The organism is Streptomyces sp. NRRL B-24484, assembly GCF_000717715.1.
In the GTDB taxonomy this organism is placed as follows: Bacteria; Actinomycetota; Actinomycetes; order Streptomycetales; family Streptomycetaceae; genus Kitasatospora.
Genome location: NZ_JOAI01000040.1, coordinates 11,964 through 33,903, shown reverse-complemented (window position 1 = coordinate 33,903; position 21,940 = coordinate 11,964). Strand labels below are relative to the sequence as shown.

Annotated in this window: 30 protein-coding genes; 18 read left to right on the top strand and 12 right to left on the bottom strand. The window is 71.8% G+C overall.

From position 1 onward, the window contains the following. Nucleotides 1-54: 54 nt before the first annotated feature. From IE98_RS51255 to IE98_RS43295, 7 genes are all read right to left on the bottom strand, one after another. Complete coding sequence (locus tag IE98_RS51255) at nucleotides 55-189, bottom strand: DUF6126 family protein (protein ID WP_234443729.1); 135 nt, start codon at nucleotides 187-189, stop codon at nucleotides 55-57. Then, complete coding sequence (locus IE98_RS0129920) at nucleotides 186-674, bottom strand: ATP-binding protein (protein ID WP_052391145.1); 489 nt, start codon at nucleotides 672-674, stop codon at nucleotides 186-188. The genes IE98_RS51255 and IE98_RS0129920 overlap by 4 nt, the downstream gene beginning before the upstream one ends. Beyond that, nucleotides 671-925: a hypothetical protein gene (locus tag IE98_RS46935; protein WP_199922986.1), complete on the bottom strand. Its 255-nt coding sequence runs from the start codon at nucleotides 923-925 to the stop codon at nucleotides 671-673. Before IE98_RS46935 ends, IE98_RS0129920 begins: the two co-directional genes overlap by 4 nt. A gap of 65 nt (nucleotides 926-990) precedes the next feature. Further along, nucleotides 991-1,329 (bottom strand): ArsR/SmtB family transcription factor, encoded by a 339-nt coding sequence (locus IE98_RS0129910; protein WP_030274318.1) that lies wholly within the window; start codon nucleotides 1,327-1,329, stop codon nucleotides 991-993. A gap of 4 nt (nucleotides 1,330-1,333) precedes the next feature. Beyond that, nucleotides 1,334-1,531 (bottom strand): hypothetical protein, encoded by a 198-nt coding sequence (locus IE98_RS0129905; protein ID WP_030274317.1) that lies wholly within the window; start codon nucleotides 1,529-1,531, stop codon nucleotides 1,334-1,336. 220 nt (nucleotides 1,532-1,751) lie between these two features. Continuing rightward, complete coding sequence (locus IE98_RS0129900; protein WP_043175466.1) at nucleotides 1,752-2,084, bottom strand: ArsR/SmtB family transcription factor; 333 nt, start codon at nucleotides 2,082-2,084, stop codon at nucleotides 1,752-1,754. A gap of 114 nt (nucleotides 2,085-2,198) precedes the next feature. Further along, on the bottom strand, nucleotides 2,199-2,537 hold the full coding sequence (locus tag IE98_RS43295; RefSeq protein WP_043175455.1) for an STAS domain-containing protein: 339 nt from the start codon (nucleotides 2,535-2,537) through the stop codon (nucleotides 2,199-2,201). Nucleotides 2,538-3,130: 593 nt separating this feature from the next. On the opposite strand from IE98_RS43295, the gene IE98_RS0129890 reads away from it, so the two are divergent. The 3 genes from IE98_RS0129890 to IE98_RS0129880 all read left to right on the top strand — a co-directional run bounded on the left by IE98_RS0129890 (nucleotide 3,131) and on the right by IE98_RS0129880 (nucleotide 5,007). Then, entirely contained in the window at nucleotides 3,131-3,715 is a 585-nt protein-coding gene (locus IE98_RS0129890; RefSeq protein WP_030274312.1) for a DinB family protein, read from the top strand. Between the two features lie 212 nt (nucleotides 3,716-3,927). Then, nucleotides 3,928-4,407, top strand: a complete 480-nt coding sequence (locus IE98_RS0129885) for a pyridoxamine 5'-phosphate oxidase family protein (protein WP_043175453.1) — start codon at nucleotides 3,928-3,930, stop codon at nucleotides 4,405-4,407. Nucleotides 4,408-4,683: 276 nt separating this feature from the next. Beyond that, nucleotides 4,684-5,007, top strand: coding sequence for an ArsR/SmtB family transcription factor (locus IE98_RS0129880; RefSeq protein WP_052391144.1), 324 nt, complete (start codon nucleotides 4,684-4,686; stop codon nucleotides 5,005-5,007). 145 nt (nucleotides 5,008-5,152) lie between these two features. Here the strand turns inward: IE98_RS0129880 and mscL are convergent, their stop codons facing one another. Then, a complete protein-coding gene (gene mscL, locus IE98_RS0129875) occupies nucleotides 5,153-5,596 on the bottom strand; it encodes a large conductance mechanosensitive channel protein MscL (protein ID WP_030274306.1) in 444 nt (147 codons plus the stop codon). A gap of 125 nt (nucleotides 5,597-5,721) precedes the next feature. Then, nucleotides 5,722-6,192, bottom strand: coding sequence for an SsgA family sporulation/cell division regulator (locus IE98_RS0129870; RefSeq protein WP_052391143.1), 471 nt, complete (start codon nucleotides 6,190-6,192; stop codon nucleotides 5,722-5,724). 324 nt (nucleotides 6,193-6,516) lie between these two features. Between IE98_RS0129870 and IE98_RS0129865 the strand changes: the two genes are divergently transcribed. The 7 genes from IE98_RS0129865 to IE98_RS0129835 all read left to right on the top strand — a co-directional run bounded on the left by IE98_RS0129865 (nucleotide 6,517) and on the right by IE98_RS0129835 (nucleotide 12,653). Beyond that, entirely contained in the window at nucleotides 6,517-7,194 is a 678-nt protein-coding gene (locus IE98_RS0129865) for a carbonic anhydrase (RefSeq protein ID WP_030274303.1), read from the top strand. A gap of 146 nt (nucleotides 7,195-7,340) precedes the next feature. Next, a complete protein-coding gene (locus IE98_RS43290; protein ID WP_030274301.1) occupies nucleotides 7,341-7,868 on the top strand; it encodes a hypothetical protein in 528 nt (175 codons plus the stop codon). Then, nucleotides 7,865-9,058: a hypothetical protein gene (locus IE98_RS0129855; RefSeq protein WP_052391141.1), complete on the top strand. Its 1,194-nt coding sequence runs from the start codon at nucleotides 7,865-7,867 to the stop codon at nucleotides 9,056-9,058. Before IE98_RS43290 ends, IE98_RS0129855 begins: the two co-directional genes overlap by 4 nt. A gap of 279 nt (nucleotides 9,059-9,337) precedes the next feature. Beyond that, the gene (locus IE98_RS0129850; RefSeq protein ID WP_030274297.1) at nucleotides 9,338-10,030 is read left to right on the top strand and encodes an ester cyclase; all 693 of its coding nucleotides are present in this window, start codon (nucleotides 9,338-9,340) and stop codon (nucleotides 10,028-10,030) included. A gap of 977 nt (nucleotides 10,031-11,007) precedes the next feature. Then, nucleotides 11,008-11,664, top strand: a complete 657-nt coding sequence (locus tag IE98_RS43285; protein WP_159401111.1) for a hypothetical protein — start codon at nucleotides 11,008-11,010, stop codon at nucleotides 11,662-11,664. A 102-nt stretch (nucleotides 11,665-11,766) separates the two neighbouring features. After that, nucleotides 11,767-12,165, top strand: a complete 399-nt coding sequence (locus IE98_RS0129840; protein WP_052391139.1) for a roadblock/LC7 domain-containing protein — start codon at nucleotides 11,767-11,769, stop codon at nucleotides 12,163-12,165. A gap of 83 nt (nucleotides 12,166-12,248) precedes the next feature. Beyond that, nucleotides 12,249-12,653 (top strand): hypothetical protein, encoded by a 405-nt coding sequence (locus IE98_RS0129835; protein ID WP_030274291.1) that lies wholly within the window; start codon nucleotides 12,249-12,251, stop codon nucleotides 12,651-12,653. Nucleotides 12,654-12,907: 254 nt separating this feature from the next. Here the strand turns inward: IE98_RS0129835 and IE98_RS0129830 are convergent, their stop codons facing one another. Next, on the bottom strand, nucleotides 12,908-13,258 hold the full coding sequence (locus tag IE98_RS0129830) for a zinc ribbon domain-containing protein YjdM (protein ID WP_030274289.1): 351 nt from the start codon (nucleotides 13,256-13,258) through the stop codon (nucleotides 12,908-12,910). A gap of 255 nt (nucleotides 13,259-13,513) precedes the next feature. Here IE98_RS0129830 and IE98_RS0129825 point away from each other — a divergent pair, with 255 nt between their 5' ends. The 4 genes from IE98_RS0129825 to IE98_RS0129810 all read left to right on the top strand — a co-directional run bounded on the left by IE98_RS0129825 (nucleotide 13,514) and on the right by IE98_RS0129810 (nucleotide 16,454). Continuing rightward, nucleotides 13,514-13,882, top strand: a complete 369-nt coding sequence (locus IE98_RS0129825) for an ArsR/SmtB family transcription factor (protein WP_052391137.1) — start codon at nucleotides 13,514-13,516, stop codon at nucleotides 13,880-13,882. Nucleotides 13,883-14,215: 333 nt separating this feature from the next. Then, a complete protein-coding gene (locus IE98_RS0129820; RefSeq protein WP_030274286.1) occupies nucleotides 14,216-14,407 on the top strand; it encodes a hypothetical protein in 192 nt (63 codons plus the stop codon). After that, nucleotides 14,407-14,754: an ArsR/SmtB family transcription factor gene (locus IE98_RS0129815; RefSeq protein ID WP_030274284.1), complete on the top strand. Its 348-nt coding sequence runs from the start codon at nucleotides 14,407-14,409 to the stop codon at nucleotides 14,752-14,754. The genes IE98_RS0129820 and IE98_RS0129815 overlap by 1 nt, the downstream gene beginning before the upstream one ends. Continuing rightward, complete coding sequence (locus tag IE98_RS0129810) at nucleotides 14,751-16,454, top strand: SulP family inorganic anion transporter (protein ID WP_030274283.1); 1,704 nt, start codon at nucleotides 14,751-14,753, stop codon at nucleotides 16,452-16,454. Before IE98_RS0129815 ends, IE98_RS0129810 begins: the two co-directional genes overlap by 4 nt. Before the next feature lie 427 nt (nucleotides 16,455-16,881). On the opposite strand, the gene IE98_RS0129800 is transcribed toward IE98_RS0129810, so the two are convergent. Together IE98_RS0129800 and IE98_RS43280 are read right to left on the bottom strand one after the other, a co-directional pair. After that, a complete protein-coding gene (locus IE98_RS0129800; protein ID WP_030274280.1) occupies nucleotides 16,882-17,376 on the bottom strand; it encodes an STAS domain-containing protein in 495 nt (164 codons plus the stop codon). Further along, entirely contained in the window at nucleotides 17,373-17,696 is a 324-nt protein-coding gene (locus tag IE98_RS43280) for a hypothetical protein (RefSeq protein WP_052391136.1), read from the bottom strand. Before IE98_RS43280 ends, IE98_RS0129800 begins: the two co-directional genes overlap by 4 nt. Before the next feature lie 293 nt (nucleotides 17,697-17,989). Here IE98_RS43280 and IE98_RS0129790 point away from each other — a divergent pair, with 293 nt between their 5' ends. The 4 genes from IE98_RS0129790 (at nucleotide 17,990) to IE98_RS0129775 (ending at nucleotide 21,704) form a co-directional block, all read left to right on the top strand. Further along, entirely contained in the window at nucleotides 17,990-19,270 is a 1,281-nt protein-coding gene (locus IE98_RS0129790; protein WP_106976746.1) for a cation:proton antiporter, read from the top strand. A gap of 52 nt (nucleotides 19,271-19,322) precedes the next feature. Then, nucleotides 19,323-19,787: a CBS domain-containing protein gene (locus IE98_RS0129785; protein ID WP_030274275.1), complete on the top strand. Its 465-nt coding sequence runs from the start codon at nucleotides 19,323-19,325 to the stop codon at nucleotides 19,785-19,787. Then, nucleotides 19,784-21,082, top strand: coding sequence for an ArsB/NhaD family transporter (locus tag IE98_RS0129780; protein WP_030274273.1), 1,299 nt, complete (start codon nucleotides 19,784-19,786; stop codon nucleotides 21,080-21,082). The genes IE98_RS0129785 and IE98_RS0129780 overlap by 4 nt, the downstream gene beginning before the upstream one ends. A gap of 136 nt (nucleotides 21,083-21,218) precedes the next feature. Next, on the top strand, nucleotides 21,219-21,704 hold the full coding sequence (locus IE98_RS0129775; RefSeq protein WP_052391135.1) for a hypothetical protein: 486 nt from the start codon (nucleotides 21,219-21,221) through the stop codon (nucleotides 21,702-21,704). Nucleotides 21,705-21,940: the final 236 nt, after the last annotated feature.

Here is a 21,940-nt window from a genome sequence, read left to right as displayed (position 1 = left end):
CGCCGCGGCAGCCCAGGGTCGGGGGGACCGTCCCGCGTCTTGCTCTGGCGGTTGTCAGTGGTGGCGGTTGCCGAGGGTGAACAGCAGGATGACGAAGCCGGCGAACAGGTGGGTGCCGGCGATGTAGATGGAGGCGCGGATCAGCATGGCCTTGCGTTTGGCCTTCTCGTCGCGGACGGCGTCGCTCATGACTGTTTCTCCTGCACGGGGGTGGTGAGGGGCAGCAGGACGTGGACGGTCTTGCCGCCGCCGGGGTCGGGTTCGAGGGCCAGGCGGCCGCCGAGGCTGTGGGCGAGGTCGGCGAGGGTGGCCAGCCCGCCCGTCCCGTCGGGGGGCGGGAGTTCGAGCAGGTCGGGGTGGTTGTCCCGGACTCCGACGTCCAGGTCGTCGGCGGCGGCCAGCAGCAGTTCGAAGGACGGGGACAGCAAGGCTGCGTGCCGGACGGTGTTGGCGGCCAGTTCGGTGACGGCGAGGACGGCGGCGTCGTGGACGCCGGTCCTCGGCGGCACGCCCCAGCTGGTGAGGACGGTCACGGTGATGCGCCGCGCCAGTTTGATGCCGGGCAGCGTCGTGGCCAGGCTGATCCGGTACTCCCGCCGGTTTGCGGTCGGGGCGGCCGGGGGCGGCGGTTCCGGATCGTTGCGGCGGCCGCGGTCCCGCCAGCGGCGAATCACCGGCTGGCCCGGACGGCAGCGGCGGTCACCGGGAAGCCCCCGCGGTGGCTATCGCGTCCGCCGCGTGGGCATCCGAGGCGGCGTGCGTTGGATCCGCCGAGCACGGCCGCGAGCGCACTGGCGACCGGCGCCGTCGCCAGGCCCGCCTTGGCGCCGGCGCCGGAGGAGCTCTCGGTGCCGAGGGCGAGCGGCAGCGCGACGATCGCCACGGTCGGGTCGGCGAGCAGGTTCTTGCGTGGCGAGCGGCCCATCGTGGCCAGCGTCCGGCGGTCCGGTAGTACGGATTGCAGCCGCGCTGTGCCGGTGCGGGCGGTGTTCACGCCGCGCTTTCCTCGGCGCCGAGCTCCTGCAGGAGCCGGCCCTGGTCGGTGATCATGTCACTGAGGATCCGGCGGGCGGCCTGCAGCAGGCGGGCGACGTCGGGGGTGCGCAGCGCGTAGACGACGGTGTTGCCCTCGCGGGTGGCGGTGACCAGGCCGGTGCGGCGCAGGACGGCGAGCTGCTGGGAGAGGCTGGAGGCCTCGATCTCGATCGCGGCGAGCAGCTCGCGCACCGGCAGCGGTCCGTCCTGGAGGAGTTCGAGGACGCGGATGCGTACCGGGTGGCCCAGGGCGCGGAAGAAGTCCGCCTTCACCTGGTACAGCGGGACGGTCACTGGGTCAGCCTTCTCCCTGGTCGTCGCCCGCGGTGCGCGGCAGGGCGATGCCGTGCCGATCTGCGATCCGCAGCAGCGCGGTGACCCGTCCCGCATACGCCTGGGCGCCGTCGTCGTCCCCCTCGGCGCTCGCCTGCTCGAGCGCCTCGCGGGCCTGGGCGAGCTGCAGACGCAGCTCCTCGTCGAAGACCTCGGTCACCATTCGCACCCTCCCGGGTGCCGCACGCACCCCGCGCCGATCCAACAGCAGTACAGGATGTATGAATATGAAGAATTTTTCAAATCACGTGTTTTGCATGTGCTGGATTCAAGTAGTCGTGATCTACGGGCTGGCAGGCATCCGCCTAGGGGGGTCACTACCGCCTGGGCGGCGATGGTTCGCGTGTGCGTCCCGTGAGGTTCGGAGCAGGGGCTGCGCGGCGTCAGTCGCGGGCGAGCAGGCCCTCGAGGAGTTCGGTCCGGCCCGTGATGACGCCGCCGAGGATGGAGCGGGCGACGCGCAGGAGGTCGGCGACCTCGGGGCTGGTCAGGCTGTAGAGGACGGTGGCGCCTTCGCGGCGGGCGGCCACCAGGTTGCCGCGGCGCAGGACGGCAAGCTGCTGGGACAGGTGGGCCGCTTCGACGCCGACCTCGGGGAGGATCTCGGAGACGGCGTGGTCGCGTTCGCTGAGGAGCTCGAGGACGCGGATGCGGACCGGGTGGGCGAGTGTTTTGAAGAACTCCGCCTTCACCTGGTACAGCGGAACCGTGGTCACGGACGGCGGGGTATCGGCCTTCACGTCGTCACCGTCTCGAACCTTCCGGGCCGCCGGGGTGGGGCATCATCGAGTGCCGACTCTAGCAACCGCGCACACTGGGGCCGGGAGAGGTCAGTGCACACCGAGGACCACCAGGGCCACGTCGAGGTCGGCGCACAGTCGGAGCACCGACAGGGCCGATCCGCTCCTGAGCAGGTCCGCCTTGCGCCGGCCGACGCCGCAGACCGCGAGCGGGCCGCGCTCGCCCAGCAGGCCGGCGGCGTCCACGATCGCGGCCTCGCCCTCTGTGCTCCAGCCCCTCAGGTCCGACAGGTCGACGACGATCGGGCCCGGGCAGCGGGCCATCGCCCAGTCGAACGCGCCCCGGAAACGGTGGGTGGCGCGCGCTCCCAGGAAGCCGGACAGCCGCAGGACGCCGACGCCGTCGACTGTCTCCAGTTCCCACTGCATGCTCACCGCCGCCCCTGAGGACCGCACCCGGGGCGGCGGTGAGCGCGTGCGAACCCTGCGCGACCAGCAGGGCCGGGCAGGAGAAGGCAACGCCCGGACCGCAGGCACCGCTCGGCCGGCGCCGAACCGCACACACCCGGCACCGGATTCGGAGCAAGCAGCACCCGGTGACGGTCCGGTGAGATACGCATTCCCGCCTCCTGTCCTCGCACGCAGTTGCCAACATTAGCAACTGCTAAGGTCGTCATGTGACGGCCACCGGAAGCGGCCGCCACCGGCTCGCCGCCCCGGGTTTCACCGACGCCGGGGCGGCGATGCCGTGACCTGCCCGGAAACCAGGCCCCCGCGAGGTCACCCATGGACGACGGAGGCGGCCCATGCCTAGGCTGCGACAGATCCCCGGTCGTCCGGGCACCTGCGGCCCCGTGGCTGACCGACCACCGCGCCCCCCTGCGCACCAGGCCGGCGAACACGTTTCGCGAGCCTCTTGCGGCAGGTCAGGGCGGCGGCCATGGCCAGGCCTCGGCTCTGTTCGTTGCGGACCACGTACGGGATCTTGAGACCATGATCAGTCCATGGCAGGCTCGTGCCGCATGATCGATGCATTCGCGAAAGACAACCTGCACGGGAGACTGCGGCGGGACCGCAAGGCGCTGCTCTGGAAACTCGACGGCTTGTCCGAGTACGACGCCCGCCAGCCTTTGACAGCGACCGGGACCAACCTCCTCGGCCTGGTCAAACACGTGGCCACCGTCGAGGCCAGGTACTTCGGCGAGGTCTTCGACCGCCCTTCCCCGGAACCGCTGCCCCGGTGGCAGGACTACAACGGCAGCGACCTGTGGGCGACCGAGGACGAGACCCGCGAACAGATCATCGGCTTCTACCGGCGCACGTGGGAACACTCCGACGCGACGATCGGCGAGCTTGCTCTCGACGCCCCCGGGCACGTGCCGTGGTGGCCGGATCCTCATCCCAACACGAACCTGTTCGCCGTGATGGTCCATGTCCTCGGCGAGACCAACCGACATGCCGGGCACGCCGATATCTTGCGCGAGGGCCTCGACGGCCGGACAGGGATGCGCCCCGAACATGAGAAGCAGATCGACGAACAAGCCCGTGCAGCCCACTGCGCGAAGATCGAGCAGGCCGCCAGGTCGGCCGCACCGACCGAGGCTTGACGCGCCGACTCCTCACCAGGCCCGTCCGGGTGGGGCCAATCGGCCCTTCCCGCGGGTCGGCAACGCAGGGACCGTGATCTACAGACGCGGGAAGAGACCCGGCATGCGGTCCGCGGGTGCGGCACTGTGCAGAGCCGACCGGCTGCCGGCCGCTGTATGCGGCCGGGAACGGACGCTTCAGCCGGGCCGCATGGAGTGATCGCGATGACCTCATGAACGACGAAGCCGTGCACCACCACCTCACCGACTACCGGCACAGCCGCGCCGGCGCCCGGCGCATGGCGCCGCTGGGGCGGAGCGAATGCCTGAAGCTGCTGGCGAGCGTCCCGCTGGGCAGGATCGTCTTCACCAAGGACGCCCTGCCCGCCATCCGGCCGGTCAACCACATCGTCGCCGACGACGCGGTCATCATCCGCACCCACGACAGTGCCGCCCTGACGACCGCCATCGCAGGCACCGGCGGCACCGTCGTCGCATACGAGGCCGACGCCATCGACCCGGACACCCATCTCGGATGGAGCGTCGTCGTCACCGGCTACGCCCGACCCGTCACCGACCCCGACGACCTGCGTCGCTACGAGCAGCTGCTGCACCCGTGGGTGGACACGCCGATGACCCGCACTGTCCGCATCAAGGCCGAGCTCGTCACGGGGTTCCGCCTCACTGAACAACCTCCCGCCCCTGGCAGCTGACGACCCGCACCGCCCGGGATACGGCAGCAGCAACCGCCGTCACCACACCGTCGACCCCCACTCGAACGGGCGACAGTCCCGCGGAAACCGCCACTGGGCAGTCAGCCGGGGTTGCTACTCTCGGCACGCTTCCGGACCACCCTGCCTGTCTGAGACGTTCAGCGGGTGGGGCCTTGCGAACGCTTCCGTACAGAGACGGGCGGGTCGGCGATGCGACGGCTGCAGACGAACGAGGCACCCACACCGCACAGGCGCGTCGAAGACGCGGGCACACCGGTGCACCGGGCGGAGGCCGGCCTGTTCCGGGCGCTGGCCCACCCCGCACGGATCCGCCTGCTGGAACTCCTCGGCGGCGGCGAGCGCCCGGTGGCCGACCTGACACGAGCGCTCGGGGTCAAACGCCCCTACCTGTCCCAGCAACTGGCCGTACTCCGGCGCACCGGCCTGATCGCCACCCGCCGCAGCGGCACCGCCGCCCACTGCTCCCTGACCGACCCACTGATCGCCGAACTGCTCGCCCTCGCCGACCCTGTCCTCGCCGAAGCCACCGGCGTGCGCCGGGCCGTGCCGCAGGTGCCACCGCCCCGCCCTCCTGCCTGACACCGGCCGGACCCGGCGGGGGCCAGACGTGGGAGTGCCCCCGCCCGGCGGAACACCTCCCGCCCCTGCACGAATTGAGAGCCGGGCGAGGCGGCCGCCGGGTGGCGGGCCGCCTCGCCCGGCGTCCGGTGTGGGGCGGCTGCAGTCAGAGCGCCGACCGCTGGATCGCCGGGAAGCCGGGGCGCCCGGCGAGTTCGGTGGTGCAGTGCGCGCAGCGGACTGCCGCCGCCGGTACCGTGCTCAGGCAGTCCGGGCACGCCTTCTTGGCGACCGGCTTGTCCTTCACGGGCTCGAACCGCGCCTGCAGCCGGGTCACCGGAAGCACCACCGCGAAGTAGATGACCGCGGCGATCATCACGAAGCTGATCGCCGCGTTCAGGAACGCCCCGTAGGGGAAGACCGTGCCGCCGATCGAGAACGATTCCTTACTGAAGTCGCCGATGGCTCCCGAGGCCACGCCCACCAGCGGAGTCAAGAACGCGGTCACGAATCCGGTGACCACCGCAGTGAACGCCGCGCCGATGACGATGCCGACCGCCAGATCCACGACATTGCCACGCAGCAGAAAGCTGCGGAACCCCTTGAACACGGGCTTTTCCTTCCTGTTCTTCCGAACTCTCCAGGGAGTTCGGACTGTCCGTCCGGTCGGATGTCCGGGCGGCTTCTACCGTTGCCGGCTCCCGCCGGCGTGATGGGCTGCCCTCGCACCTGCCGCTACAGGTCGTCGGCGGCGGTGCCAGGGGCCGAGGGAGGCTGCGGCGGCAGGTTCCGGACGAACTTCTCTAGGTCGTAGTGCTCGGCCTCGGTGCCCGGAAGGGCCACGCACGCGGTCCAGTCCAGGAACGCCCGGACCTCGGCGTGCTCCGCGCGCAGGAGTGCTGCAGCATTCTCGGTGTTGAGAAAGATGAAAACGCTGCCGGGATCGCCGTCGTCGGAGCCGGGCCAGATCGACACGTCCCCCTGGCTGGCGTGCTCGTCCACACCCCGGATGAGGAGATCTCTCGCGAAGGACCAGGTGATCGGCTCTGTCATGTCGACGAAGGCATCCAGATGCACGGCATAGGGGTCTTTGATGTGATATCGCAGACAGGAAGGGATAGGCACATCAAAATCGGGCCCGACCACCGCATGGAGCAGCACAAACGAGGCGCAGCCCACGGTGCTCGCCCGCTGCGGCGGGACCACAGGGTGATTATCCTGCAACACTTTTCCCCCGATATCGCGACTTCCGACAGCCCGATATTCTGGGCCGCTTCAGGTGTCACAATCAGCTGATCCTCTCGGCTCCAGCCCCGAAGCCGCCGGCAATCTTTGCAGCAGCTTCGGCGAATGTAGAAATTCGGAGAAGAATCGTTTCCCTCAGGTCAGGAAACGATGCAGCCGCGAACTGGTCACGCCGAACACCTGGACGGTCCGCAGGCCGGGCCGCAGGGCCGATCCTGCACCCTCGCCGTGTCCTTGCCTGCTGTCGTTCGTTGGGCAGCCATCCTTTTGAGGCTGGAGGTCGTGATGGCGAGCAGGCGCGCGGTGCTGTGCGTGGGTGCGGTGGCCGCTTTCGGGTTGGCGGCGAACGCTGCGGCGCCGCAGGCGTTCGCCGCGACACCCCGGGCGGCACTGGAGCGGCTGAGGGTGGGCAACGAGAACTGGGTGCGGGGCCGCTCCCGCCACCCGGACGCCTCGCTCCCGCGCCGGGCCGCCCTCGTCGGCGGGCAGGACCCGTTCGCGGTGGTCTTCGCCTGCATCGACTCGAGGGTCGCCCCCGAGCTGGTCTTCGACCAGGGCCTCGGCGACCTCCTGGTGGTCCGCACCGCGGCCCACACCTGCGATCCGCTCGTCCTCGGCAGCCTCGAATACGGCCCCGCGGAACTGGCGGCCCGCCTGGTGGTCGTGCTCGGCCACCAGCACTGCGGAGCCGTGACCGCCGCCGTCCGGGCCTTCCATGACGACGATCCCCTGCCGGGGCACTTGCGGGACGTGGCCGACAGCCTCCGTCCCGCCTACCGGGACGCGCTGAAACAGCACCCGGACCGCGACCACCTCGTCGAGGCAACCACCCGCGCCCAGACACTGCGCACCGCCGCCGCCCTGCGCAGCGACCCGCTGCTGCGCCCGCTGCTGGCCCGGGGTGCGCTGGAGGTCGTGGCCGGCCACTACGCGCTCGACACGGGCGCGGTCAGCTTCGGCTGACACCCGCAGGGGAGTTGCAGGCCGACCAAGGTGCTGCAGCGCACTGATTTGCGAACATTCGCAACTGCTAAGGTCATCATCTCTAGGCGGGCCTTCCGGTCCCGTAGACGCACTGTTCGACCTTCCGGCCGGGGACAGGAGTTGGCGTGAGGAACGGCTCGGGCGAGGCCCCGGCGGACCGGGTGGTCCAGCTGCGGCACGCGCTGTTCGCGGTCGGCGACCGGCCCGGGCGCGGGGCGGGCGGCGAGGACGCAGCGGGCCGGCCGCCGCTTGCAGCGGTGTCCGACCTGCCGGTCCGGAGGGCCATGGAGCTGCTCGGCTCCGTGGCCGATGGGAGGCTGGTGCACAGCGGCGGTGACCTGCCGCCCCTCCGGGCGGCGGGCCACGTGATCGAGGACGGTCATCTCGTGCTGCGGGTGCGCCCGCTGCCGGGCCGCCCCGCCGATGCTGCCGTGCCGAACTGGCTCTCCTACCGCAGCGAATCGGTCGACGAGGACGGGCTGGCCGGGTGGGTCGTCACCGCGGCGGGCCCGGCCCGGGAGATCGCCGCAGCAGCCGAGCGGGCCCGCCCCCGCGGATCCGCGGGGGTGGGGACGGGCGAGGGCGAGCGCCTCGTCCGGATCCGGATCAACCAGATCGTCGGCCACCGGCTCGACTTCCGCACGCCGCGGTGAACGGCTGGCTGGGCCTGGTGCGGCCGGCCTACAGCCTGCGCGCCCACGTGCCGGCCCGCGCCGCCCGTACCCTGATGCGGGCGATGTCGAAGGCGCACGGCCGGATCTGGATCACCCCGCACCCCGTCGACCCCGACACCGGACTGCAGCCCGTCACCATCGACACCGACGGACCGCTGACGCACCACCAGGTCCGCAGCCTGCTGCAGGACCGCCTCGGCGCCGACCTCGTCCACCTCACCGACCCGGCACTGGCGACCGCGGCCACCGGGAAGACGACCCAGCGGCTGTGCGTGCCGACCGACCACGACCGCGACCTCGCCCTGCTGGACCGCGACGCCGACCACCGCGTCACCGCCCACCTGATGCTGAACCCGCACGCCGTGGACGACCTCAGCGGCCGCCGCCGCCGCATCGCCCTCGTCTCCAACGCCACCGCGGTCCTCACCCTCGGCGCCATGCCCGCACCCCTGGTCCTGCCCGCACTCGAGTCCGCCGCCGTCCACCTGCGCCGGGCCACCGGCCTGGACATCCACCCGATGCCGCTCGACGCCGACACCCCCGAGGCGCTCGCCACCGCTGCGAAAGCGCTCGCCCCCGGCTTCGCCGCACTCTGCATCGCGCACACCCGGCCGGAGCACACCGCCGCGGTCCGCGACGCACTCGCCGACGGCCCTACCGCCGTGGTGGACACGGTCCTGGCCCATGCCGTCGCCACCATAGCCGCCGCGCTCAACGCCCTGCGCCACCGGGGCACGGCGCCCGCCGACGCGACAGTCGTCCTGTCGGGCGCCCACCGCGGCTGGGACCTCGTCGGCCTGCTCCACGCCCTCGGCGTGGGCGAACTCGTCCTCCACGACCCCGCGACCTCCCACCCCTGCCTCTCCGGGGCGGCCGACCTGGTCGTCGACCTCACCGGCCGGATCGAAACACCACCGGACGGCACCACGCTCCTGCACGCCGACCCCCGCGACCTGCCACTCCTGCACGCCACGAACCTGCGCCCCCACCCCCTGCACACCCTGCCCGCCCTGCTCACCGCGGCGGCCCGCGGGGACCGTCCCGGCGCCGGCGCCCTGCTCGCCGCCGCCCGCACACTCGCCGACCTCGCCGACGACGGCCTGCTCCTCCCGCCGGTCGACCTGCCCGGCCTGCCCCAGACCCTCATCACAGCCCTGACCGAAGACTGACGCGGCGTGGCCCGGCCGAAGGGGACCACCCGCACCCCGCCGCCGACCCCGGAAGTCACGCGGCAGGGGCACGCACCGGTCCGCTGCCTGCCGGACAGAGCCCTCCGGCCGTCCGACGGGAATGGCCGGTGCGCCGGCCACCGGGCTCCCGGGCCGACGGCGGAACCGGCTCCGGCATCACCCTCCGTATCGAAGGGCGGCCCGCTGCTGCCCGGGGCACAGTGGAGCCAGCACACCCGGTGGGTGAAGCCCGCCGGTGGCGTGGACCGGGAGGTCACGATGACGTTCGTGCAGATCGTCGAGTGCCGCACGGAGCGGCCGGACGAGCTCAACCAGCTGATGGACACCTGGATCGAGCAGACCCAGGGCAAGCGCACCGCCACTCACACCATGGTCGGATCCGACCGCGAGGACGGCCGGCACATCGTGGAGATCGTCGAGTTCCCCTCGTACGAGGCCGCGATGCGCAACTCCGGCCTGCCGGAGACCGACCGGATCTTCCGGGAGATGGTGGCCCTGTGCCAGGAGCCGCCCACCTTCACCAACCTCGACCTGGTCCGCGACGAGCAGCTCCTCAAGGACGCGGCCCGCCGACTGCTGATGGAACCCGCGGCCGGCGACATGACCGCCATCGACGAACTCGTCGCCCCGGACTACCGGGACCACGACCCGTCCATGGACGCCGACACGGTCGGCCCGGCGGCGGTGAAGAAGATGATCGAGGGCTACCGCCGCGCGTTCGACTTCACCTTCGACATCCAGAGCCAGATCGCCGAGGGGGACCAGGTCGTCACCCGCTGGATGTGGCGCGGCACCCACATCGGCGAGTACATGGGCATGCCGGCCAGCAACAAGATGATCGAGGCCGCCGGGATGACGATCTGGCGGTTCGAGGACGGCATGGCCAAGGAAGGCTGGTGGAGCTGGGACGCCGTCGCCATGATGCGCCAGATGGGCATGCTCCCCGACTGACCGGAACTACTGCATCCACGTGGCCGCGGACCGTAGGCGCAGCGGGTGAAGCACCGCCTGCTGCCGCCCCCGACCGGCGCTGCCTCGCGTGCAACGGACAGCGGATGCACGCAACCTGAGACCGGGGCCCCGCTGCGAACCCGAGCGCAGCGGGGCCGCCCCCGTTCTTCGGGTGTGCCGGCGGCACTCGACCTGGCAGCCGCACTGCAGCGGACCCATCCCGCGGGCTCGGGGCAGGTTGTCGCCGCCAGCACGCGCCTGCGGCAGCTGCGCTCACCACGAATTCATCGGAAGTGCTCCTGCTTTCGCTCTCGAATGCCATCCGGCGGCAATGTTCCGGGCAATACTGAACTGATTTCGGCGGACAGGTGACCGTTCTGGTGCGCAATTCCTTCAGTTCTGCGGCGCCTCGGTGCTGCTGAGGTCTGCACTGCCCGGCGCCCGGCCCGCGTCCGCCTCTGCGTCGCTCACCGATCGGCGCAGAGGCGGATGCGAGAGGCGCCGTCGTCGAACAGGCAGCGCCTCTGCACCCTCGAAGGCATCCGCGGGGACGAAATGGGGCCAACTCCACTCCGATCGTGAAAAGATATGCAAATATCTTCTTCTAATGCGACTAGTTTGACTGTTGCACAATTTTGCGATTGCATAGATTCGCAATTTGCTGGCCTCGGATTTTCGGGCATGCGTTCGGCTTCTGGTGCGGTCTCGGGGCATCAGACGAGGTTGATTTCGAATGGATCGCGGTGGGGGAGGGTGTGCGGGTGACGGGAGGTTTTCGGCTGCCTGCGGTCGCGCAGCCCGGCGGGGTGGGCAGGTTCGCCGGGGTCTTGGCGTCGGCGTCTGGGGTATCCCGGCCCTGTGCGCTGGTGGTGGCGGGTGATCCGGGTGGGGTCGTTCATCTGTCCGGCGGGGCGATCGTGGCGGTGGTGTCGCCGGGGGCGCCGGATGCCGTCCGGATGCTGCTGGCCTCCGGCCGAGTGAGCGAGAGTAACCTGTCGGCACTGCAGTACGAGGCTGCCGGGGGCCGGCTCGGTGCGGCCCTGCTCTCCCGTTCCCTGGTGGGTCCGCAGGAGCTCCAGGTCGTGTGCATGATGTCCGCGGCAGACGCTGCTTTCGCCATGGCCGCGGGCCGGATCGAGGGCAGCGCCCCAGCCGACGGCCCGCCTCCCCTGCTGGCCGCCCCGCAGGGCATCGACCCCAACTGGCTGCTGCAGGAGACCGAGCGGCGCCTGGCTGCTCTCGCCTGCATGCGCACCGCACTGTCGCCGTTCACCGACCGGGTACGGGCCGCACCCGCTGCCCGTGCCCCCGAACTGTCCGACGCCAGGCGCGACATCCTGCAGCACGTCGACGGTCACCGCAGCGCACACGACATCGCCCTCCTGCTCGGGCGGAGCCTGTTCGCCGTGACCACCGAACTGTCGCGCATGGCCGGCGAGGGGCTGGTCGAGGCGGCGGAACCCGGTCCGGTGCCGGACCCGCATGGCGGCACCGTGGTGGACCGGCAGCCGCCCCCGGCCAGAACGCTGGGCCATCTGCCGCTGCGCCGCCGCGGTGCCAGCGGGATCAACGACGTGCTCCCGCTGAGGCCCGTCTCCGCCCGCCACGCGCGGCCGGCCGACCGGTCGCCGTGACACCACGGCCGGCATCCATTTCCAGTCGGGCCGCCCCTGCCGCGGCCCCGCGGCGCCGCCGAGGAGCGGCGGCGTGAGCATTCTCGATCGATGGGGAGAGTTGTGACCGACACGAGCGGTGATCTGATCGCGGAGATGGGGGCACTGCGCGGCAACGCCACCGGTGTCACCGGGGTCGTGGTCTCGGCGGTGGACGGCCTGCTCGTCGCCGCAGACACCGAAGACAGGGCTGACGGGGAGTGCCTGGCTGCCCTGGCCGCGGCCGTACTGGGTCTGGCCCGCCGCGCCGGAGCGGCGACCGGCAGGGACCGCCTGCGCTGGAGCGCAGCGCGTTACGGCGACGGCTACCTCGTGGTGCGCCCGGTCGGCGACATGGGCGTGCTGACCCTGCTGGGTAGCGCGGACATGGATCCGGCCCGGCTGGACGGCGAGTGCGAGCAGGCCGTCCGGCGGATCGACGACCTGCTGACCGCCCCGCGCACGCCCGCCGCACACCACTGAACATCCCGAACACAACCACCGGCCCGGACGGAACCTGTTCCGGGGCCCAGATGAGGAGCGCAGTGAACACGCAGGGAACCAGCATGTCCGACCGGGTGTCGGGACTCGTCAAGACCCTCCGCGCGGACGTACCCGAGTGCGTGGCCTCGGGCGTCATCGACATGTCCACCGGCATGCTGCTGGCCGTCGAAACCATGGACTCGCACCCGTCCGAGGTGCTTGACCTGCTCGCCGCCGCCACCCTCGACCTGTTCCAGGGCCGCAACGTGGCCATGATCGAAGGCATCTTCAAGGAACGCCGCGGCGTGGTCTCCGACCGGCACTACTTCCAGGAGATCCTCGTCAACAGCGACAACCTCACCCACCTCTTCCTGCGGGTGGAGGGCGAGGAGGACGTGGTCGCCGTCGTCGTCTGCCGCAAGACCGTCAACGTCGGCATGCTGTTCGCCCAGACCAGGCGCGTCCTCAAGCACCACGGCCACATCTGACCGGGCCGGCCACGCCCTGCGCTTCCGGCCCCAGGGCCAGGAACATGCAGAGCGCGGCCCGGGATCTGCATAGGCGTACCGCCCGTGGTGTTGCCGGGAGGCGGTCAGTGTCCGCGGTGGCTCGCAAGCATGGGGCCGGTACCGACATCACAGCGTCGACGCGAATCCCGGGGCAGGTGCACCAGTTCACGCACCTGGCCTCGGGCGCCGCAAGGGAACGAAGCGGACCCAACTGCGGGAGTGCATCCAGGCGGTCAGGCCTTCTTGACCACGCTCGACTTGAGCTGCATGGCGCCGAAGCCGTCGATCCGGCAGTCGATGTCGTGGCCGTCCACGCCGTCGACCAGGCGGATGTTGCGGACCTTGGTCCCAGCCTTGATGCCCGAGGCGCTGCCCTTGACCTTGAGCGCCTTGACGACGGTCACCGTGTCGCCGTCGCTCAGCACGTTGCCGACCGCGTCCCTGACCACCCGCTCGCCGGCGGCTTCCGCGCCGCCGTCGCCGGCAGCCCACTCGTGTCCGCACTCGGGGCACACCACCAGTGCGTCCAGGGCGTAGGTGTACTCACTCGAGCACTTCGGACACGGGGGCAGATTCTCACTCATGAACCCGGTCTTCCCTGTCTGTCGCATATCCCGGAGAAAAGGGTGCGGGCCCGCTGCACCCCCTATAGCGCTGCGGGCCCGCTCCAGCGGCACCACCAGGAAACCACCGGAACCACAACTTTATCAGTTGAGAATCTTTGCAAGTCTCACGCCTCGGCGCCGCGGTCGCCGCCCGATCCGGCGCCGGGGGCGATCCCGCCTGCATTGCTAGAGTCGAATCCGACGCCCCCTGGCCCCGACACGGACGGTGACCCCATGCCTGCCGACATCTCGCGGCAACCCTCCGTCACCGCCGTGCCGCTCTACCAAGTGAAGGCGGAGTTCTTCAAAACTCTCGGCCACCCGGTGCGCATCCGCGTGCTCGAGCTCCTCAGCCAACGCGAGCACACCGTCGCGGAACTCCTCGCCGACGTCGGCGTCGAGGCCTCCAACCTCTCCCAGCAGCTCGCCGTGCTCCGCCGCACCGGGGTCGTCACCTCCCGCCGCGACGGCGCCACCGTGATCTACCGGATCACCAGCCCCGAGGTCGCCCAGCTCCTCGCCGTCGCCCGCTCCATCCTCACCGACGTCATCACCGACCGCGCCGAAATCCTCGGCGACCTCCGCCCCGCTTCCAGCACCTGACCCCCGAGGCTCATGCCGGCACGCCTCCGTGGCGGCCCCAGGAGCCGAGGGTGTGTTCAATGGGCGCCTCGAGCGATCGAGGCGGGGAACGGCAGGAGCAGCCGGAGACCTGAGCACATCCCAGCGGCGTCGGCCGCCGGATCGACGTGCCGAACACGGGCCACTGGCGGCCGACTGCCCGATCGCGATCACGCAGCCCCTCCCACTCTCACTCTGCCGGCATGGCTTGCGATAGTAGCAATTTGAAGAATTCTTCATGTTCATAGATGCTGCATCCTTGTACTGGGAGGCCGTGCGTGCGGCGGCACGACCTGCGGTGGAAGGACGGCGGCGATGAGCGGCGGGTTCGACGCGGAACTGCACGAGCAGCTGGCCGAGGCCCGCCGGCTGCGGGTCCGGGCACGCGAGGCCGGCGACGAGGAACAGGCGCAGGCGTACGCGGGGCGGATCACGCAACTGCTGCGGATCGCGGCCCACCACGGCGTCGTGCTGGACCGCGCGGCGGACGAGGAGGAGCAGGACTGATGGCGATTCCGCTGTATCAGGCGAAGGCGGAGTTCTTCCGCACGCTGGGCCATCCGGTGCGCATCCGGGTGCTGGAACTGCTGCAGGACGGGCCGCGGCCGGTGCGCGAGCTGCTCACCGAGATCGAGATCGAGCCCTCCAACCTGTCCCAGCAGCTGGCCGTGCTGCGCCGCACCCAGCTGGTGTCGGCCACCCGCGAGGGCAACACCGTCGTCTATGCGCTGAGCACGCCCGATGTGGCGGAGCTGCTGCAGGCCGCGCGCCGCATCCTCGGCGCGATGATCACCGATCAGTCCGACCTGCTCGCCGAACTCGGCGGACCGAAGCGGCCGGCGGCCGAGGCATGAGCGGCACGGTCACAGTGGCGCGCCGCCTCGCAACGCGGCTGCGCGCCGTTCTGCCCGACCATGCCACCTGGGCGACGATGCGGCGCTCGCCGCGCAAGGACCTGCTCGCCGGGCTGACGGTCGCGATCGTCGCACTGCCGCTCGCGCTCGGCTTCGGCGTTGCCTCCGGCGCCGGCGCCGAGGCGGGCCTGGCGACCGCGGTGGTCGCCGGCGCCCTGGCCGCCGTGTTCGGCGGCTCCAACCTCCAGGTCAGCGGGCCGACCGGCGCGATGACCGTGGTCCTGGTGCCGATCGTCCACCGCTACGGCACCGACGGCGTGCTGACGGTCGGCCTGCTCGCCGGCCTGCTGCTCGTCGCCACTGCGCTCGGCGGCGCCGGACGCTTCATGGCCTTCGTCCCGGCGCCGGTGGTGGAGGGCTTCACCCTCGGCATCGCCGCCGTCATCGGCCTCCAACAGGTCCCGGCCGCACTCGGCGTGAAACCCTCCGGCGCGGAGAACACCGCCGTCGCCGCGTGGGACGCCCTCGTCGACTTCGTCCGCGACCCCCACCTCGCCTCACTCGCCCTCGCCGCGGGCGTGGCGGCGGTGATGCTGCTCGGCGCCCGGCTGCGGCCCGGCATCCCGTTCTCGCTGCTCGCCGTCATCGGCGCGACGCTCCTCGCTTCCGGCACCGGTCTGGACGTGGCGACGATCGGGCACCTGCCCTCCGGCCTGCCGGCCCCCTCGCTCGGGTTCCTTCACGTCGGCGACGTGCCGAAGCTGGCGACGGCGGCGCTCGCGGTCGCGGCCCTGGCCGCGTTGGAGTCGCTGATGTCCGCGACCGCCGCGGACGCGATGAGCGTCTCCGAGCGGCACGACAGCGACCGGGAGCTGTTCGGCCAGGGCCTGGCCAACCTCGCGGCACCGCTGTTCGGCGGCGTCGCCGCCACCGGCGCGATCGCCCGCACCGCCGTCAACGTCCGCTCCGGCGCCGCCTCCCGCCTCGCCGCACTCGTCCACGCCGCCGTCCTCGCCGTGGTGGTGTTCGCCGCCGCCCCGCTCGTCGAGGGCATCCCGCTCGCCGCGCTCGCCGGCGTGCTGATCGCCACCGCCGTACGGATGGTCGAGGTCGCCTCCCTGCGCGCCCTCGCCAGAGCCGGACGCGGCGAAGCCGCGATCCTCGTCCTCACCGCCGCCGCCACCCTCGCCTTCAACCTGGTCACCGCCGTCATCGTCGGCCTGCTCGTGGCCGGCGCCCTCGCACTGCGCCAGGTCGCCCGTTCCGCCGCCCTCACCCGCGTGCCCCTGCACGACGGCCTGCCACCCGCCGACCACCACAACGAAGAACAGGCCCTGCTCGCCGAACACATCGTCGCCTACCGCATCGACGGCCCCCTGTTCTTCGCCGCCGCCCACCGCTTCCTCCTCGAACTCGCCGAAACCGGCGACGTGAAGGCCATCGTGCTGCGCCTGTCCCGGATCACCGCGATCGACGCCACCGGCGCCCTCGTGCTGGGCGACGCCATCGAGAAGCTGGAGCGCCGCCACATCCTCGTCCTGGTCTCCGGCGTCCGCGAGGACCATCTGAAGACCCTGGACGCCCTTGGCGTCCTCGACCGGCTCCACGCCGAGCACCGCGTCTTCGGCGCCACCCCCGACGCCATCGCCTACGCCCGCCGACACCTGTCGACAGTGCTGGCCGACACCGCAGGCCACTGATGCCGCCCTGCCCGCGGTTCGGCGTCAGACCGGGCCGGGGAAGAACAGGAAGCGACCGCCCGAACCCGCACCACGTCCAACCCGCCCCAGGAGGCGCCGTGCTCTTCGAGATCACCCCCGTTGACGAACACGGCACCAGACTCCGCCCCACCACGGTGGACATCCAGGCCCTGCGCCGGCACCTCGAGGAAGCCGCAGCCGCCAGCCGGCGCATACACGTCCGCCCCGTCACCACGGCCCGCCCCCGCCCGGCAGGAACATAGCGCTTCCTCGCGACGAAACCGACGAGACCGACATAGCCGGGGGTCGGCGGGACAGGCGGGCTCCCGCCGGCCCGGCCGCACGCCGGACCCCACAGACGTACGCGGGCGCTGACCGGACTGCGGCGGTGCTCGGGGCCAGCCGGCCCGGTCTCTTCCGGGTCCGGTTACGAAGGGCCGACATCCTCGGCAACCGTCACCAGGCGGTCGAGGCCGACGTCGTGGAAGGTGCGGCGGACGGCAGGGTCGGCGCCGCGGACGGTGACGGGCACGTGGTCGCGGTCTGCCTTGCGGACAGTGGTGATGAGCGGAGCAGTGCCTGCGCGCGAGACGGTGGTGACGCGGGCGAGGTCGATGGTCAGCCCGCTGGCAGTGGCCGCCCTGAGCGCGGTGTCGAGGAGGCGGGTGGTGCGGTCGGCGCTCCGGACGTCGAGGGTGCCGCGGAGTTTGACGACCACGGGTCGTCGGCGGGCGCCGAGGCTGAAGCGTCGCCGCACCTGCTGCCCGGCGATCCGGGTCTGCAGGGCGGCCTGGCGCAGGGCGAACGGCACGGCGCACTGGAACCATCGGCTCTCGGCATAGTGGACGCCGACCCAGGTGGTGGCGAGGGTGACGGCGCCGAAGGCGGCGGCGAACGCGGCCTTCTCGGTACGGGACCTCATCGCGCGGCCGGCTGCGGGTCGGCCCCGCCCAGGTTCTTCTTCCGCCGGCTGTCGGCGACGAACAGGCCGATCAGGCCCGCCAGCATGCAGGGGACGGCTGCCGCGGTGCACAGCAGCACGATGCCGGGTGCGGCGCCGCTCGCGCGGGGGATCGCGTTGAGCGGCGCGGTGAGGTAGCAGGCGAGCAGGCACCAGCCGCGGGCTCGCACGGGTTCCAGCCGCGGCCGCAGGCGGCGCGGTGCCCAGCCCGCGGCCAGGGCAACCCCTGGGGGCAGGAACAGGACGGTGGCCGAGGCCAGCAGGATCCACTGGAGGTTCACCGGCGCACCGTCACCGGGGCGGTGCGGGCGAGGTGGTGGTGCTGGTGCACGGGGCGGCTCCTGGGAAGGGGAGGGTCACGTGCCGACCAGACTTCCCGGCTCACCTGCGGTGATCGTAGCGCTTGGCGGCGCCGGAGTCTGCCCTACGCGTCCGTGCGGGGAGAGGCTCCTCGGTGGTCGACCCCGCCAGGGGTCTGTCAAGGACCCGTAAACGTCGTATAAAGTCGGTGGCGGAGTGCCGGGAAGCCTGGTCGGCGAGCAAGGGACATTTCTCTTCTTCGCCGGGGGTTTCCATGGTGCTCGTCGCTGTTTTCGGGGCGGCGCTGCTGGTTGCGGTCCTGCTGTCGGGGCTGGCCGCCCGCACGGTGCTGTCCACATCGCTGCTGTTCCTAGCCGCGGGGACATTGGCCGGCGACGGCTTCCTCGGCCTGGTCCACATCGACGCGCACGACCCGATCGTGACCGCCACCGCGGACCTCGCCCTGTTCACCGTGCTGTTCACCGACGGCATGCACCTCGCCTTCCCCGCCCTACGCGCGGCCTGGCGGCACCCGGCGCGGGCCCTGGGGCTGGGCATGCCGCTGGCGTTCGCCGGCATGGCCGTGGTCACCCACTACCTGGTCGGCCTCGACTGGACGACCTCGTTCCTGGTCGGCGCGGCACTGGCCCCCACCGACCCGGTCTTCGCCTCCGCCATCGTCGGCCGCAAGGAAGTCCCGGCCCGGCTGCGACAGCTGCTGAACGTCGAGTCCGGCCTCAACGACGGCCTCGCCCTGCCCGTCGTCCTCGTCCTGATCGCCGCCGCCGGCCCGACCGCCGCCGGCACCGAGTCCTCCCTCCCGGTGATCGGCGCGGAACTGGCCGGCGGCCTGCTGCTGGGCCTGGCCGTCCCCCTGCTCCTCAACCTCCTGCTGCGCCTGCCGGGCCTTGGCGCGGAGGCCAAGCTGCAGCCGCTACTGCCGCTTGCCGCCGGGACCGTCCTGTACGCCGCCTGCCACCTCACCGGTGCCAACCCCTACCTGGCGGCGTTCTCCGCCGGCGCCGTCCTGGCCGCGGTCGCCCCCGCCCCGAAGGCAGCCTTCGAGCCGCTCGGCGAGGCCCTCGCGGAACTCGCCAAGTTCGCCGCCCTGCTGGTCTTCGGCGCGCTGCTCACCCCGCGGCTGTTCGGCGACCTGTCGGTCGGCGGATACGTTGCGGTGGTGCTGGCGATCGTCCTGATCCGGCCTGCGTCCCTGCTGCTGTCGCTGGTGCGCTCGCGGATCGACCGGCGCGAGCAGCTGGTCGCCGCGTGGTTCGGCCCGAAGGGCTTTGCGTCCGTGGTCTACGGTCTGTTGGTGCTGCAGGCCGGCCTCCCGCAGGGCGAGCAGGCCTACACCCTGATCGCGGTGTGCATCGCCGCCTCCATCGTGCTGCACTCCAGCTCGGATGTGCCCGTAGCCCGGCTCTTCCACGTCGACGACACGGCGCCCGCGGCACCGGCGTCCACCGGCGTTGGGCCCAACCGGTCGCCGGCAGGACCGCCGGCAGGACCGCCGGCTGCCCCGGCGGCTCCCGCCACCCTCACCGACATCTGACCGCCTGCTGCCGGGCCTGGCAGCAGTTCCGACGACCGAGGAGATTCCCCCGTTGCGTGCACGCGATCTCGCCGAGCCCTACCCGACCGTCGCCCTGGACGACCAGGCGCTGGACGCGGCCCGCCTGCTGGCCGACCGCCGCCTGCCCGGGGTGCTGGTCGTCGACGGCGACGGCCTGCCGCACGCGGTGCTGCCCGCCTCGCAACTGGTGCGCCTGCTCGTGCCGGGCTACGTGCTGGAGGACCCGTCGCTGGCGGCCGTGATCGACGAGGCGCACGCCGACCGGATGTGCGCGGCACTGGAGGGCCTGCGGGTGCGCGAGTGCCTCCCCAGGGACGTTCCACGGCCGGTGACGGCCGACGCGGACGACACCGCGGTGGAGGTCGCCGCGCTGATGGCGAGCAGCCGCACCCCACTGGTCGCCGTCCTGGAACGCCCCAGGGGCGGCCGGCCGCGTCTGCTCGGCGTCATTACCGCGGCGAACCTGCTGCAGCACCTGCTTGAGGTGGCCCGATGAACAACTGGCAGGCCTGGGCGGCCCTCGCGGTGTTCGCCGCCGTCTACGTCCTGATCGTCACCGAGTGGGTGCACCGGGTCGCCGCGGCGCTCGGCGGCGCCGCGCTGATGCTGGCCATCGGCGCGACCGACGACGAGGCCGCGTTCTTCTCCACCGACACCGGTATCGACTGGAACGTCGTCTTCCTGCTGCTCGGCATGATGATGATCGTCGGCGTCCTCCGCCGGACCGGCGTGTTCGAATACCTCGCCATCTGGTCCGTCAAACGGGCCCGGGCCAGGCCGTTCCGGGTGATGGCGATGCTGGTGGTCATCACCGCTGCCACCTCCGCCCTGCTGGACAACGTCACCACGGTGCTGCTGGTCGCCCCGGTCACCCTGCTGGTGTGCGACCGGCTCGCCTTGAAGGCCGCGCCGTTCCTGATCGCCGAGGTGTTCGCCTCCAACATCGGCGGCACCGCCACCCTCGTCGGCGACCCGCCGAACATCATCATCGCCAGCCGCGCCGGCCTGTCGTTCAACGACTTCCTGGTCCATCTCGCCCCGCTCGCCGCCCTGCTGACCGTCGTCCTGTTGGCGATGTGCCGCTTCCTGTTCCGCGACGCCTTCCGCTTCGACGAGGACCGGGCCGCCGAGGTCATGGCCCTCGACGAACGCGAGGCGATCCGCGACCCGCGCCTGCTCACCCAGGGCCTCGCGGTCCTGGCCCTGGTCGTCGCCGGGTTCGTCCTCCACCCTGTCGTGCACTACGCGCCGTCCGTTGTCGCCCTGCTCGGGGCCGGCCTGCTCGTCGCCGTGTCCAAGGTCGAGGCGAAGGACGCCCTCGCCGACGTCGAATGGCCCACCCTCGCCTTCTTCGCCGGCCTGTTCGTCATGGTCGGCGCCCTCATCGAGACCGGTGTCATCGAAACCGTCTCGAAGGCCCTCGCCGACGCCACCGGTGGCAACCCGCTCGGCGCCACGATGACCCTGCTCGGCGCCTCCGCCGTCCTGTCCGCGATCGTCGACAACATCCCCTACGTCGCCACCATGGCCCCCATCACCGCCGACCTCGTCCACACCGTCGGCGAACCCCACGGCCAGGTCCTGTGGTGGGCTCTGGCGCTCGGCGCCGACCTCGGCGGCAACGCCACCGCCATCGGCGCCTCCGCCAACGTCGTCGTCCTCGGCATCGCCGAACGCAACCGCCAGCCCATCTCCTTCTGGACCTTCACCCGCTACGGCATCCCCGTCACCGCCGTCACCATCGCCATCTCCGCCGCCTACCTCTGGATCCGCTACCACGCCCTCGCCTGACACGCGGCCGGCGATCACCCAGCCGGCCTCGCCTCCGTCCTCGACACGGCGGTGCGCGAGGTCCGGCACCAACACGCTGTGCCGCAGGACCGACCGGGCCCGCAGTCGCCTGCTCGTCGCCGCCGTCCTGCTGGCCGTGCTCTCGGCCGCCGCCGCGCTGATCACCGCCCAGGTGCTGCTGCACGACATGCGCGCCGATGCCCGGCTTATCGCCGAACACCGCCACCAGGTGACGGCCACCACCCTCGCGCCGACCGGCGACACCGCAGGCCAGCCACTGGGTACCGCGCAGACCCGGGCCACCTGGACCGTGGCCGCAGACACCAGGACCGAAACCGTCAAGGTGCCCAGCGGCACACCGCAGGGCACGAACGTCCCGCTGTGGGTCGACGACGACGGAGCCGTCGCCTCCCCTCCCCCCGCAGACACCCGAATAGCAGTGTCCGCAGCGACCTGCGGCCTGATCACCTTGGCCGGGACGAGCACGGTCTTCGCCGGTGTCCTCCTGCTGCGCCGCAGGGTCCTCGACCATCGGGCGGCTGCCGCCTGGGAGAGCGACTGGGAGCGCGTGGAGCCGCTTTGGTCCGGCCGCACCGACCGGCCGGGTACCGGTGAACGCTGACCGGCCCGAACGGGGCAGGGCCGAGGAGGGCCCGCGAACGTCGGGCGCCCTGTCCTGCGGCGGCCCCGTTGGCGATGGCGAGCCCGACCGCACCGCCCACCCTCTTCGCGGCGACCAGCAGTGTTGCCAAGTCGTGTTGCCTGCACAGCCACGGGGTGCGTCACGTCCGCCGGCGGCACTGGAGACGGCGCGGGGTCGTGCGTCATCGGGCCGAGAACCCGAGCGGGCGGTCACGG

What these genes read in the sequence shown, in the direction of transcription:
- IE98_RS51255 (WP_234443729.1), bottom strand. Translation starts at nt 189, where the DNA reads ATGAGCGACGCCGTCCGCGACGAGAAGGCCAAACGCAAGGCCATGCTG.
- IE98_RS46935 (WP_199922986.1), bottom strand. Translation starts at nt 925, where the DNA reads ATGGGCCGCTCGCCACGCAAGAACCTGCTCGCCGACCCGACCGTGGCG.
- IE98_RS0129905 (WP_030274317.1), bottom strand. Translation starts at nt 1,531, where the DNA reads ATGGTGACCGAGGTCTTCGACGAGGAGCTGCGTCTGCAGCTCGCCCAG.
- IE98_RS43295 (WP_043175455.1), bottom strand. Translation starts at nt 2,537, where the DNA reads ATGCAGTGGGAACTGGAGACAGTCGACGGCGTCGGCGTCCTGCGGCTG.
- IE98_RS0129890 (WP_030274312.1), top strand. Translation starts at nt 3,131, where the DNA reads ATGATCGATGCATTCGCGAAAGACAACCTGCACGGGAGACTGCGGCGG.
- IE98_RS0129885 (WP_043175453.1), top strand. Translation starts at nt 3,928, where the DNA reads ATGAACGACGAAGCCGTGCACCACCACCTCACCGACTACCGGCACAGC.
- IE98_RS0129865 (WP_030274303.1), top strand. Translation starts at nt 6,517, where the DNA reads ATGGCGAGCAGGCGCGCGGTGCTGTGCGTGGGTGCGGTGGCCGCTTTC.
- IE98_RS0129850 (WP_030274297.1), top strand. Translation starts at nt 9,338, where the DNA reads ATGACGTTCGTGCAGATCGTCGAGTGCCGCACGGAGCGGCCGGACGAG.
- IE98_RS0129835 (WP_030274291.1), top strand. Translation starts at nt 12,249, where the DNA reads ATGTCCGACCGGGTGTCGGGACTCGTCAAGACCCTCCGCGCGGACGTA.
- IE98_RS0129830 (WP_030274289.1), bottom strand. Translation starts at nt 13,258, where the DNA reads ATGAGTGAGAATCTGCCCCCGTGTCCGAAGTGCTCGAGTGAGTACACC.
- IE98_RS0129825 (WP_052391137.1), top strand. Translation starts at nt 13,514, where the DNA reads ATGCCTGCCGACATCTCGCGGCAACCCTCCGTCACCGCCGTGCCGCTC.
- IE98_RS0129820 (WP_030274286.1), top strand. Translation starts at nt 14,216, where the DNA reads ATGAGCGGCGGGTTCGACGCGGAACTGCACGAGCAGCTGGCCGAGGCC.
- IE98_RS0129815 (WP_030274284.1), top strand. Translation starts at nt 14,407, where the DNA reads ATGGCGATTCCGCTGTATCAGGCGAAGGCGGAGTTCTTCCGCACGCTG.
- IE98_RS0129810 (WP_030274283.1), top strand. Translation starts at nt 14,751, where the DNA reads ATGAGCGGCACGGTCACAGTGGCGCGCCGCCTCGCAACGCGGCTGCGC.
- IE98_RS0129800 (WP_030274280.1), bottom strand. Translation starts at nt 17,376, where the DNA reads ATGAGGTCCCGTACCGAGAAGGCCGCGTTCGCCGCCGCCTTCGGCGCC.
- IE98_RS0129790 (WP_106976746.1), top strand. Translation starts at nt 17,990, where the DNA reads ATGGTGCTCGTCGCTGTTTTCGGGGCGGCGCTGCTGGTTGCGGTCCTG.
- IE98_RS0129780 (WP_030274273.1), top strand. Translation starts at nt 19,784, where the DNA reads ATGAACAACTGGCAGGCCTGGGCGGCCCTCGCGGTGTTCGCCGCCGTC.